This window comes from Undibacterium sp. JH2W, from assembly GCF_049340425.1.
Taxonomy (GTDB): Bacteria; Pseudomonadota; Gammaproteobacteria; order Burkholderiales; family Burkholderiaceae_D; genus Undibacterium.
Genome location: NZ_JBMPOT010000005.1, coordinates 58,731 through 71,525, shown reverse-complemented (window position 1 = coordinate 71,525; position 12,795 = coordinate 58,731). Strand labels below are relative to the sequence as shown.

Sequence of the window (12,795 nt, the reverse complement as noted above, 5' to 3'; positions counted from 1 at the left end):
TTTTCGTGTTTTTGTGGGCATCAATTTCTGGCGCAAATGCGTGTTGTTTGCATGCAGAGTGGTCTCAGCGAGGTCGTAGGCATCGTTCTTATCACCCTAACGATCAGGCAGTAAATAGTTGCAATTTTTTAATTGAAGTATTTTGAAACTTATTCGCTGTTTTTGCCGTCATATAATTCTAACTCCTTTTAAATAACACTATTTAATGGCTTAAATATGAAAATTTCGATGCGCCTGGGTTTGTTGGCTGTGCTTATCTCCTCGATGTTTCCCGTGCTCGCCAGCGCGACTGCTGATAGCGGGGCAGGTGGAAAATTATTGCCTGCACAAGAGAAAAGAGACTTTTTGCCATTTAAGGCCACGGAAAAACTGTTACCGAACGGCTTGAAAGTAATCATCATACCCACTGGTATGCCGAATTTGATATCGCTGCAAATTCCGGTTCAAACTGGTGCTCGCAATGAGTTTGAAGCAGGCAAGTCTGGATTTTCACATTTTTTTGAACACATGATGTTTCGTGGGACGAAAGAATTTCCCCCGGATAAGTACGGAGAAATTTTGGCGCGCGCTGGTGTTCGGCCCAGCGCTTACACCAGTGACGACCTGACTAATTTTCATATGACTTTTTTTAAGGACGACCTGGAAACCATGCTGAAAATCGAGGCAGATCGCTTCCAGAATTTGTCGTTCAGCGAAAATGATTTCAGGACCGAGGCCAAGGCTGTACTTGGTGAATACAATAAAAATAGCAATCATGCCATACGCAGATTAGTGGCGGATGTGCGCGAAGCCGCTTTTCAAAAACATCCCTATCGGCATGTGCCTATCGGCTTTCTCAAGGATATAGAGGATATGCCTAATCTGTATGCCTATTCCAAAGTATTCTTTGAGCGTTGGTACCGGCCCGAATATACTAGTATCGTCATCGCAGGTGATGTGGACCCGGAAAAGGCTATTGCTCTGGTTGAAAAATACTGGGGTAAATGGCAGCAAGGCAAAGAGAGGGTAAAAATTCCTGTCGAGCCAGCACCGACTGCGCCAGTCTACAAACCTGTGATCTGGTCGGGCGCCACACTGCCTTATGTGTCCGTGTCTTTTCATGCTCCCGCTTTTTCAGTCGAAAATAAAGATCATGCTGCGCTGCAGGTCTTGTTCTCGCTGGTCTTTGGGGAGGATTCAGAATTGCGTAATCGTTTGCTGCAGCAAGAGCAAAAAGTGGATGAATTATTTGACCGTACAACGTCGAACGCGGACCCTGGTCTGGTGACTGTAATTGCCCGCGTTAAAAAGCCTGGAGACGTCATTTATGTGCGCAATGCCATTCTGGAAAAGATGGCAGATATTGTACAAAACCCTGTTTCGGAAAAAGAATTGGCAGATGCCAAGACTAAACACAAATATGAACTGATACGCAGCCTTGATAACACAGAACAAATAGCGAGCACTTTAGCGCTCTATATTCATTATCAGCGTTCTTATGCTACCTTCGATCAGTTCCAGAAAATCATAGATGAATTGACTCCGGCTGACTTGCTGGCAGCGGCAAAAAAATATTTGCGTGATGAAGGCATGGTAGTCACGACCATGTCGGATGCTGCCTTGCCTGCAGGCGTGGAGAAATTGCCAGGTTTGAACAGCTTTAATAAAACCAGTTCTGCCAGCAAATTCAATATCCTGGTGCAAGCTTCCAGCCTGCCACAGGTCAGTTTCAAACTGATATTCAATGCTGGTTCAGTGCATGATCCCGTGGGTAAAGAAGGCCTGGCTGCGTTGACGGCCGCCATGCTTGCATCTGCTGATTCGACAGAGCGCAAAGTAGATGAAATCAGGCAGATGCTGTCTCCTCTTGCGGCCAGTTTTTCAGTGCAGACCGATAAGGAAATGACGAGTTTTACTGGGACCGTACACAAGGATAATTGGGAAACCCTGATGCGCACGGCCATGCCACAATTGCTGACGCCTGGCTTCAGGGAGGAGGATTTTCTCCGTCTCAAAGATGCGCAAAAGAATGCCTTGCTAAGAGATTTAAAGAATAATAACGACGAGGAGTTGGCCAAAGAAGTTTTGCAAAGCATGGCTTTTTCGGGCTCGGCTTTTGCTCATCCAGTGTTGGGCACGATCAAGGGGCTGGATGCCATCACGCTGGATGATGTCAGGCAGTTCTGGAGGCAAGCTTATACTAAGGGCGCAGTCCATGCGGGCATTGCTGGCGATGTCAATACATCCATGCTGGCCAGCCTGCAACAGGCTTTGAATCAATTGCCGCAAGGTCAGGGATTTACCAGGCTTGCTGCGCCAGTCATCCCGCGCCATGCGGGTTTGGCAGTGCAGATCATACAAAAAGATAATCGATCTACTGCCATTTCCCTGGGCTTGCCCATAGAAGTAACGCGCTCGCATCCTGACTTTGCTGCACTCTGGCTGGTCAAGACCTGGCTGGGCGAGCATCGTTCCAGTTTGGCATATTTGACCAAACGCATACGTGAAGTACGTGGCCTGAACTATGGCACTTATGCTTATATTGAAGCCTTTCCCAGGGGAATGTTCGAGTTTTTGCCTATTGCCAATCGTGCCCGTCAAGCGCAGTTATTTGAAATCTGGATACGTCCAACCTTGCCTGAAAATGCAGAAATGGCATTGCGCATCAGCTTGAGTGAACTCGACAAGCTGATACAGCAAGGGCTCAGTAAGGATCAATTTGAAATGATACGTGATTACCTCATGAAGAATGTTTTCATGATGATGGCGAGCCAGGATCAGCAACTGGCTTATGCCCTGGATGCGCAATGGCTGGGGACACCTGAATTCACCCAGATGATGCGCACGCAATTGAGCAAGCTGACAGTGGAAGACGTGAATGCAGCGATCAAACGACATTTGAATGCGGAAAACATGTCTATCGTTATGGTCGCCAAGGATGCGGAAAACTTGAAAGAGCACTTGTTGGCTGATCGGCCTTTGCCTATCAAGTATGATGTCGCTCAACCTAAGGAATTGCTGGAGGAAGACAGGGTCATAGGTCAGCGCAAGCTTAACATCAAGGCAAGTTCAATTAATATTTTGCCTGTACAACAGGTATTTGCCGAGTAAAAATAAATGCATTAAGTCCTCATAAAATCTTAAGTTAAAAGCCCGGCTATCGTTAGCGATCGCCGGGCTTTTAACTTGATGTGTCTTTGAAACGCTGGGTAGTGGCGTGTTTTTCTGCTATTTCCCGAAATTGATGATAAATTTATTGCATGTTGAGTTGATAAGCGGCCCTAAGGCTTTGAAAGTGAAAATGAAATTATTCTTGGATATTTTGAGCACCCTGGCCTTGCTGATATGGCCCTTGCTCATGATGATGTCACCCATGTTGTTTGATGCGCCTGGTTCAGAGAACAGTAAATCCAATCTGGCTTTTCTGCTGTTCATCATCTTTTATCCCGTCATTATCTTTGCCTGTTACAAGCTGTTTGGAATGACTTATTTTCGCATTCCTGCGGACCGGGCATTGCTAGCGAGTGTCGTGCTGACGGTGCTGGTGGCGCTGGTATTTGGCTATCCGCGCTTCATCATGAACGTCGTTGCTGGTATATCGGGCAACGGCTATTTTGTGAAAGAAGACAGTGTGTATTACGATGGCAAGCCTGTGACTGGTGCGCAGGCATCCACCTTCAAGACCATAGGCGAACAATATGCGCGCTATGCCGCGGATGAAAAGCATGTTTATTTTGATGGCCGCTTGATAGAAGGGGCTGATGCCGCCAGCTTTACGGGCGTCAGCAATCCCAGAAATCAGGCTGGTGACGAGCGCTCCCCCTTGTTTTGGAAAGACCGGGCCCATGTTTATCTGGAGGGGCGGGTATTGTCAGGTGCTAAACCTGTAGAGTTCCGGCATTTAGGTGGTCGTTATGCTAGTGATAGTCAGCAGGTCTACTATGGCTGGCAAGTCCTGCAGGGCGCGAACATGGTTAGTTTTCAATTGCTTAGCCCTGACATGGCCAAAGATAACAAGCAGGTATTTGTTTTCGACAAGGCATGCAAGTTGAATGCGCCCACTGCGCAGTTTCGTTTACTGTCAAACCAGGATCTGGCTGTTTATGCCACGGATGGACAATTCTTGTATGCAGTGTTTTTTGGAGCGATTGAACCTTTGCAAATCGTCAAGGATGCCGATCCTGCTACATTCACGTTGTTGGAGCGGTCTTATTTTAAAGATAATAAACGGGTTTACTATAGAGATTCGAGCCTGAATAAAGTGATCTTGCTGGAAGCTGCCGATGCCAGCAGTTTTGTGGCTGGCAATTATGATGCGAACACTGATTCAGATGCACATGATGGCTCACGCTATTATTTGAGTGGCAGGCTGGTGACGGCAAAGAGATAGACAGATACCTATGCATCTGCGTATTTATCTGCATATCCTGTAGATGTTGGTACTATAATTTTTAATAATATTGACCTACGACAACCAGGGACATTTTGAAATGAATACAGCCAATAGCGTTGACAGTTTCACTTGTCCTGAATTTCTGGCAATGGAGCGCACTATCATCGATGATTTTGTCGATTGCACTCGCGAAGCCTGCGAAGAGGCAGAAGCCTGCGTCAAAGAACTTAATAATGACGGTGGCGCGGCCTATGTGCACAGGTTATTCCGCGCCATGCATTCACTCAAAGGCAATTGCCAGATGGTGGGATTGACACCCTTTGTCGAATTATTGCACCGGGTTGAAGAGATAGTCGCCAGAGTCAGAGCTGAGCAAGACCCTTATTTTCGTGAGTTGGGCGAGTTTCTCCTGCTGGCCATTGATGAAGTGGAAGACTTGCTTAATGACTTGATTGCCAATGGCAGCACCAGCGACGTCAGACGCAAGAAGTTATACGACTTGTGTGACACTTTGCAAAAGACCAGCAGTCAGGGTTTTCAATCCCAGCAATTCAAGGATGCGATTGCCTTGCTGGATGGCAAGACAGCTAGTAAAGAGCCTGTCAGTAAATCACCCAGGGTTGTGCTGGAGTTGCCGGACGATATGTTGCTGATGCACAAATTTGCCCAGCAAATCGACAATTTGAGCATCTACAGAAAAAATCGCAGTGAACAGTCGGCACAATTGACAGAGTCCCTGAACGAAGCCCTGGGTTTTCCTGTCGATGCCAGGCAATTACAGGCAGCCTCCTTGATGCATGATGTAGGAATGAGTTTTATTCCGCATAATATTTTCAACAAAGAAGGGGGCTTGTCGCGCGAGGAGTTGAAAATAGTGCAGGAGCATGTGGTAACGGGTAGCCAGATTTTATTGCGGTTTGGTGGCTGGGATGAAGCTGCGCGCATAGTCCTTGATCATCATGAGCGCTTTGATGGCTATGGCTATCCTAACAGTTTGACGGGGCAGCAAATACATGCCGGTGCCCGTATGCTGGCGATTGTCGATACCTTTTGCTCTATTACTAATGAGCGTTCGGATCGTAGCTACAAACGCAGCGTGTTAAGCGCGATCTCCGAAATCAATGCCAATATTGAAAGCCAGTTTGATCCACAGATGGTGGAAATGTTCAATGAAGTCGTGCGTAAGTTAATTGCCAGACAATAACAACCCTGATTTATTTTTTATTTCCTGACGATGCAGATAGACAAATCACTGGAACTTCCTTATCCCGGTTTAACCCTGCGCAATATACGTAGCAGCGATGCCGAAATTTGGTATGCCTACCTCAAGAATCCTGATGTGATCAGGCATACCAGCTGGAACCTCAGTAGCGTTGATGATTTGTTACCCCAACTGAGTAGTTTTGAAGGCGATCTACCCAACTCTTCCATACGACTTGCCATAGTCACGCAAGCCGATGACCAGCTCATAGGTACAGTAGGTTTTCATACCGTCTCAGACCTGAATCGCAGTGCCGAACTGGCTTATGACATGGCGCCAGAATATTGGGGCAAGGGCATCATGCGGCTCGCCGCCACTGCGCTGTGTGAATGGGGTTTTCATGAGGCTGGATACAATCGCATACAGGCGACGGTATTGGAAAGCAATAGCAATTCCTGCAAGGTACTTGAGCGTATGGGCTTTCAGCGTGAAGGTTATTTACGGGCTTTTCGCATGGTACGTGGCAAGCCTGGCAATTTCTGGATATATGCGCTGATACACCCTGAGCTTGTCGCTAAATAAATAGATTTTGATATCGGAGGAGTAATACTGTTTTTTTCACGCAAAGCCTGGCGCGTAGTGTTGGACATATGCTTGTGGCTTGAGTTAGGCTGGCAGTGCAGCCCGGGGGGGGGCTTGAATGTGTAGTTGCATATTGAGATACCCAGCAATCCATTTGTTTGTGACAGCCAGGAAAAACGCATGTTGTTAAAACGCTCAAAAGAAGAGGTGGTACTGTTGCTGCTTTGCGGCCTCAGCATACCTAGCATCCTTCCTTTTGGGATAGTCCGTTTGTTTCAGGGCAACCTCATACTTGCCACAGTTGATTTGCTGATCGTACTTGGCATGTTGTGCATCATGGTATTCGTCTGGCGCACTAGGCGTGTGCGTTTTGCGGGTATCGCGGTCACGGTGTTTTATTCGCTGGGCATGCTGGCCGCGGTATATGTCAAAGGCGTTTCCATCGTGTTCTGGGTTTATCCCACCATGATCGCCGCTTTCTTCATACTCAGGGCTAAAGAAGCCCTGATGATCAATAGCGTATCTCTGCTGTGTCTGTTAGCTATTTTGCATGACGCCATGCCCTTGCTGGACTTGTCCAGCGTGGTCGTGACCCTGATATTGATCAACCTGTTTTCTTATATCTTTTCTGACCGCACCAGTCTGCAGCATTTTGAATTGAATCAACAGGCAGAAAAAGATTTTTTGACGGGTGTGGGTAATCGTCGTGCCTTTGATCGTCAATTGCAAAGTTTATGCAAACAGGGCGAACCTCAGACAGATGCCTGCTTATTGATACTGGATCTTGATCATTTTAAAAAAATTAATGACCAATTCGGCCACACAGTAGGCGACCAGGTCTTGATACAGTTTTGTTCCTTGCTACGCTCACGCATACGGAATGCGGACAGTTTCTTTCGCTATGGCGGAGAAGAGTTCGTGGTCGTTGCCATGGGGGTGGATGAATTTACCGCCGCCCGTTTTGCCGAAGAATTGCGTGCCCTGGTCGAAAAGACTGAACTATTGCGCGATTATCCTGTGACGGTTTCCATAGGCGTCGCCAGGAAATTGGCCGAAGAACAAGGGCAAGCCTGGTTTCAGCGTGCCGATGCCATGCTGTATGCAGCTAAGCTTTCCGGGCGTAATGCAGTGCGCGTGGCTCGGGAAGATAAGGCCTGAATTCAATTTTTCTGATCAGAACTGCTTGCGGTGTCTGTGCCTTCATCCTCTACGATGATCTGCTTCTCCAGCTCACTGTCAGGGCGATAACTCCAGGCTGGCATGAACAGCAATACAAATAGCGATGCCAGTGCTGTGATGACACTGATCCAGATGACAAACTGGTTGGCCGCGATGCGCTCAGGATAGATATGGATGACAGCACCCAGGCCTATGGCATTTGCTGCCGCCACCAGTACGGCACAGGCATAATCCTGGAAGCGCCTGGCCTTGTTGGCACTTTTGGCCCAGCGTGGGTCAGTGTTATAGCTGGGCAGGTGCAGGTGGGCATCTTCCAGTCTTTCCAGTGTGGCCAGGAAATGGCGCAAATTCGTGATCGAGCGTTCCGCTTTGTAATTCAAGAATGTCAGGCAAATCGATGCCACGGGAAAACCCATGACCAGCCATTCGACTGGCAGCTTGCTGCTGGGCTCACCCGGTTTCAAGGCCACCAGCGCAGCCAGCAGGCTGACCACCAGGGTCACATACAGGGCCAGTGCCTGATGTCTTTGTGCTATGCGAGTATTGACTTCCTGGTTGGCGGCGATGAAACGGTAATTGGCATCAACATGGGATTTTGACATGGGGCGGCTTTCAGCGATTTGGAGCAAGCCGATATTATCGCTTAAATTTTCGCTGAAACTGCCCATCCCTGCATTCAAAATGCCCAGGTAGCAGAAATGTAGGCCGTTTTGCTGTCTGGCAGTTGCGCCAGTATCGCCTTACTGGGGCCTCCATAAACCCGCAAACCACCATTGATGCTGATGCGGTCACCCTGCCAGCCCAGTGCTGCGGTGATGATGCGGCCATGGTCTTCTGGCGTCCATAATATATCCAGCGAAGGTTGCCAGGTATTTTCTTGCCAGCTCCAGCGGGCAAAGACATTCTTGCGGCGGATATTGCCAGAGGCAGACAGCGCCTGGTTTTGCCAGGCCAGGTTATAAGCGATGACTTGCCGCATCTGTGGCAAATAATTAACGCTGCCCTGCAAAGCCAGATTGCGCCTGTTCCAGTCTTGCCATTCCCGGTCTGACAAGGCTGTAGCATCCCACCAGGCTTCAAGGAAAAAACTGTGCTGCGATTCCGTCGTGTAGTTTGCACCCAGCATGGCTTGCATGACATTGTTTTGCGTGCTGCTTTGCCAAGGGCTGGTACGCTGTAGCAGAGTGGTATCGGTATTCATGCGCAAGCCTGTATTTTTTTGCATGAAGCGTATCGATCCGTGGATTTCCATTTCATCTGTCGCCACCCAGGACGCGGCTGCACCCAGGCTGCCACCACTCTTTTGTCCATAACGGCCAAAGCCATGCAAATCGACGCCGCCAGCACGGTGATAGACCCGCGCTGCCAGTGCCTGTTCATCTGTTATATCCGTCGTTGCTGTATGGCCGGGATTAACCCAGACCATCGTTGCCGAAGTGCTCGCATTAAAATAATCAAGGCTGGCCAAAGGCTTGCCTATCACAGTAGTGCTGATCAGTGAGCGGCGCTTTTCCTGCGCTATCACATCATTCGGGCGAAAACCATAACCTACATCCCAGGCGATGGTCTTTTTACCAGCGCTGAACTGCCATGCGCCGTCACCGAGGTTGCCATACAATTCATTCAGCCAGGCAGTGGCTTGTGTGCGCCCACTATCGTTTATCTGTCCCTGCAAAGTGGCAACTGCCGTAATGCCTTTGCCACTGGCACGCAATTCGGTTTCCATCACTCCCAGTTGTGTATCCTTGTTACCTATGCCTGGGCTTAGTTGGTTAGCGATTGCCAACTGACTGGCGCTATTACTGGCATAGCTATTGACCAGGCCACGCAACTGACCACTGAAATCTATATCCTCAGCGATGGCAAAGCCAGGCGTGCAGAATAATGCAGTTAGCAACACACCTAATGCAGGATTTTTAATAGCAGACATACTTACTCCAGGCTGGGATTTTTGGCCAGGAACATGGGGTTCAGCCATTGTTCAGGCACGGTCTTTTGCTTACGGCTGAGGTAACGTACGCGCGTTTCCTTATGACTGCTCAATTGATCCAGTAACAGCATTTCAGACACGGTAGCCGGCGCCTGTGGCTTGTCGAAGACGAAGCTGGCTTGCTTGGCGAGTTTTTCTGACTGTACATACAAGTCCGCCTTGAGGGGTTCATGACGGGTCTTGCCCAGCCACAGCTCTATGCGCTGGTAGGCGACTGATTTGCGTAAGGCATTCAAACTCAGATGCACACAGGCTTTGTCATCACATTTTTCTTCTGCAACGATCTTGCCTGTGTAATCCTGCGACCAGCTCATCGTGGCAATGTCACCGATAGAGGCATCTCCCAGCAACTTTTGCATGGGCGTGATGCGTAGTGGGCGCTGACTGCCGGGCAAGAGCATCCAGAAATCATCCCCCAGCATCAAGACCTTTTGCCCTTTTTCTGCCGGGCTTTTCATCAACACCAGGGACTGGTGGTTGGCTTGCGAAAATACCAGATAGTTTCTTTCTTTTTCCTTGCTGCCATCCTTGGCAAAGGTAGTGATCTCGGTTTCCACCTGCATGTTTTCTGTACCTACCCGAAACTGATCAGCTGCTTTCAACAAGTCATTGACTTCATCTGCGCGGGCGAAACCTGTAGTTGCTACCAGCAATAAGATGGCAATGTGCATAGTTGTTTTCATTTTTATTCTCTCTATCTCAGTTATGTGCCAGCGCATCGACAATGGGTTGGCGCAGGGTCTTGCGGGCGATGAAGGTTGACGACAGCATGGACAAGGCAATCATCATGAACACGGTGATGGCATACATGGCGGCGTCTATCGTGATTAGCAAAGGGTAGCCACTGGAGCGCCCAGGTGGTGGAGGCATTTCTACCGGGAATATGGTCAGCAGCAGGGCGACCGTAATAGCCAGAACTGCGCCGACTATGGCACCTGTACCACCCAGTATCATTCCTTCAAAAGAAAAGCTGCGTATCAGTTGCCCGGGTAGAGTACCCATGGCGCGCAAAGTGCCGACTTCACGGGTGCGTTCTATGATGGCCATGGCCATGGCATTGGCAACCACGAATATCACGATGACGCTGATGATGGCACCCAGGGCACCAAATATGCGGTTATACAAATCACGTACAGATTTATAAAAGAAAGCCTGCTCCAGCCAGTTTTGTACCGTCAGTCCAGGGAATGTTTTGGCAAGTCTGGCTTGTGCAGGCAAGGTCGCATCCATGGAGTTCAGGAACACACCCAGGCTGGAAATGCGCTGGGTATTCAAGAGTTTTTGCGCGGTCTTGATATTTGAATACACCAGGCGTTTATCCAGATCAGGCACACCTGTGGATACCAGGCCCTTGACGGTGACATCAACCGCATTCAAAGCACCGTCGGTAGTGCTGGCCATCAGTGTCAGGCTGCTGCCGGGTTTGGCCTTCAGGCTGTGTGCCAGTGCGTCACCCAGGACGATTTCAGCTTCTGCTGATTCGGTTTGCAGGAGTTCGCCTTCTTTCAATGCCAGGGTAGGGCCCTTGACCGAGAATTCAGCATCCGGGTCTATACCCACTGCCATCATGATGGTGGATTTGTCGCCATTGCTGATCAGGCCGCTGTATTCTATGCGCGGCAAGACGTAGCGCACGGCTGGGTCCGCCAGCAGTTTGCTTTGCAGTGCAGCGGCATTTTCCAGGCCATATTGCAGGGGCACATCCTGGTCGCTGGTGAAGTGCTGGGGTTTACCTATGATGAGGTGGCCTGTGCTGCGTGCAGATATCTGCGCCAGACCTTCATAGGTGGAATAGGCAAAGCCACCAGCCAGCAGGATAGCTGCTGTGCCGAGAGCTGCGATGACGACGGTAATGCCAGAACGGCGGCGGTTGCGCAGGGTATTGTAAAAGGCAAATTTGAGCCAACTGAGTTTCATTGCAATCTCCCATCCAGCAGAGACACGATGCGGTCGCTGCGGCTAGTCAGGCGGTTATCATGGCTGGCGATGATGAAGGCCACACCTTCGGCATGACCACGTTCACGCATCAGGTCCAGCACCTGGTCGGCGGTATGTGAATCCAGACTGGCCGTGGGTTCATCGGCAATCACCAGGCTGGGGCGTTTGATAAGTGCGCGGGCGATAGCAACTCTTTGACGCTGACCACCAGACAAGGCATCTGGCAAATGCTGGGCATGTTCATGCAGGCCAACGGCTTTCAATTGTGCTGCCACCCGCTCGCGTCTTTCTGCCGCTGGCACACCTGTCAGGAAGAGCGGATAATCGACATTCTCTGCCACTGTCATGACAGGCACCAGGTTAAAGCTCTGGAAGATAAAACCTATGGTGTCGCGTCTTTGCAGGGTTTTTTGCGTTTCATTGTATAGCTTGATGTTGACACCGTTCAGCAAGATGTCGCCTGCGTCTGCATGGTCTATCAAGCCGCACAGGTTAAGTATCGTGCTTTTGCCGCTGCCGGAGGGACCGGTCAGGGCCAGCAATTCACCACGCTCCAGTGTCAAGTCCACGCCTTGCAAGGCCTTGACGACATGGGCGCCGAGTTGATAAGCCTTATGAACTGCGTGCAGTTCTATGGCAGGCGGCAGGCTCATGATGGGATACCTTTCAACATGGCCTTGGCTGCTTCTGCCTGTGGCGCATTTTGTCTGACCACTTCATTCAGGTAATGCTTGGCATCTTCAGGGCGTTTTTGTTCATTTGCCAGACTGGCGGCGCGCATCAATACAGAACCACGAAAGCCGGCTTCGGCCTTGTCAAACTGCTTGTGTTCCAGCACTTCATTGAGGAGTTTGGCACCACGCGGGCCACGGTTCATGAAAGCTGGCACAGCCAGGAAAGTGCTGGCGGCGACATATTTAACTTCCAGTATCACTGGTGTGCTGCCATGGCCTTGTGCATTTTCATTGGCGGCAGCTAGTTGCAGGGCTTTTTCCAGCATGGCCATGCCATCTTCCGCATACGACATTTTCTTCCAGGGGAACATGGTGGTCACTGCCAGCCTGCCTGTGCTGGCACCAGCGTAGGCCATGACCAGGGGGCTGGTGGGGTCTTGCTTGAGCAATTCATTGAAGGCATTAGCGGCAGCTTCTTCACTACCTTTGCCAGATTGGGTAAATTGCTGGAAGGCAGTTTTAAACTCTGGCTCAGAAAATGCCATGGCCTGAGTAGTGAATGCCAGCATCAGGCCGCTCGCCAACAGAAATTTTTTACCGCCCTTGAGATGAAATGCGCGCATGTGGTTCTCCTGTTTGTTTAAATGTGATGTGCTCTTGCGACAGGACGAAGAATAAAGATGGGCAGCCTTAGCCTCAATGCAGATGCGACGAGACAGGAAAGTTTGCCGTGAACAGCAGTAAAAATGGCGCGAATGGATGGGGTTGTTGTGCCAGAGGTTTTACATAAATAGAAATATTGGCAAGCCGAGAAAAAAATCCCGAATCGTGCAATACTTGACTTTAATTGTAAATTCCC

General features: G+C 49.6%; 11 protein-coding genes. 5 read left to right on the top strand and 6 right to left on the bottom strand.

Annotated elements, in window-relative coordinates; all coding sequences use genetic code 11:
- Nucleotides 1-216 precede the first annotated feature (216 nt).
- The 5 genes from ACO0LC_RS08455 (at nt 217) to ACO0LC_RS08435 (ending at nt 7,313) form a co-directional block, all read left to right on the top strand.
- Complete coding sequence (locus tag ACO0LC_RS08455; protein WP_423002213.1) at nt 217-3,090, top strand: M16 family metallopeptidase; 2,874 nt, start codon at nt 217-219, stop codon at nt 3,088-3,090.
- Between the two features lie 190 nt (nt 3,091-3,280).
- Complete coding sequence (locus ACO0LC_RS08450) at nt 3,281-4,369, top strand: DKNYY domain-containing protein (RefSeq protein WP_423002212.1); 1,089 nt, start codon at nt 3,281-3,283, stop codon at nt 4,367-4,369.
- Nucleotides 4,370-4,469: 100 nt separating this feature from the next.
- Nucleotides 4,470-5,576 (top strand): HD-GYP domain-containing protein, encoded by a 1,107-nt coding sequence (locus tag ACO0LC_RS08445; protein WP_423002211.1) that lies wholly within the window; start codon nt 4,470-4,472, stop codon nt 5,574-5,576.
- 30 nt (nt 5,577-5,606) lie between these two features.
- Nucleotides 5,607-6,155 carry a GNAT family N-acetyltransferase gene (locus tag ACO0LC_RS08440; RefSeq protein ID WP_423002210.1) on the top strand — a complete coding sequence of 183 codons (549 nt, stop codon included), beginning with the start codon at nt 5,607-5,609 and terminating at the stop codon, nt 6,153-6,155.
- Between the two features lie 180 nt (nt 6,156-6,335).
- Nucleotides 6,336-7,313, top strand: a complete 978-nt coding sequence (locus tag ACO0LC_RS08435) for a GGDEF domain-containing protein (protein ID WP_423002209.1) — start codon at nt 6,336-6,338, stop codon at nt 7,311-7,313.
- A 2-nt stretch (nt 7,314-7,315) separates the two neighbouring features.
- Here ACO0LC_RS08435 and ACO0LC_RS08430 read toward each other — a convergent pair whose 3' ends face one another.
- The 6 genes from ACO0LC_RS08430 to ACO0LC_RS08405 all read right to left on the bottom strand — a co-directional run bounded on the left by ACO0LC_RS08430 (nt 7,316) and on the right by ACO0LC_RS08405 (nt 12,559).
- On the bottom strand, nt 7,316-7,936 hold the full coding sequence (locus ACO0LC_RS08430) for a hypothetical protein (protein ID WP_423002208.1): 621 nt from the start codon (nt 7,934-7,936) through the stop codon (nt 7,316-7,318).
- A 74-nt stretch (nt 7,937-8,010) separates the two neighbouring features.
- On the bottom strand, nt 8,011-9,264 hold the full coding sequence (locus ACO0LC_RS08425) for a hypothetical protein (protein ID WP_423002207.1): 1,254 nt from the start codon (nt 9,262-9,264) through the stop codon (nt 8,011-8,013).
- A gap of 2 nt (nt 9,265-9,266) precedes the next feature.
- Nucleotides 9,267-10,007 (bottom strand): outer membrane lipoprotein-sorting protein, encoded by a 741-nt coding sequence (locus ACO0LC_RS08420; RefSeq protein WP_423002206.1) that lies wholly within the window; start codon nt 10,005-10,007, stop codon nt 9,267-9,269.
- A 16-nt stretch (nt 10,008-10,023) separates the two neighbouring features.
- Nucleotides 10,024-11,241, bottom strand: a complete 1,218-nt coding sequence (locus ACO0LC_RS08415) for an ABC transporter permease (RefSeq protein ID WP_423002205.1) — start codon at nt 11,239-11,241, stop codon at nt 10,024-10,026.
- Nucleotides 11,238-11,915: an ABC transporter ATP-binding protein gene (locus ACO0LC_RS08410; RefSeq protein WP_423002204.1), complete on the bottom strand. Its 678-nt coding sequence runs from the start codon at nt 11,913-11,915 to the stop codon at nt 11,238-11,240. Before ACO0LC_RS08410 ends, ACO0LC_RS08415 begins: the two co-directional genes overlap by 4 nt.
- Nucleotides 11,912-12,559, bottom strand: coding sequence for a hypothetical protein (locus ACO0LC_RS08405; RefSeq protein ID WP_423002203.1), 648 nt, complete (start codon nt 12,557-12,559; stop codon nt 11,912-11,914). Before ACO0LC_RS08405 ends, ACO0LC_RS08410 begins: the two co-directional genes overlap by 4 nt.
- Nucleotides 12,560-12,795: the final 236 nt, after the last annotated feature.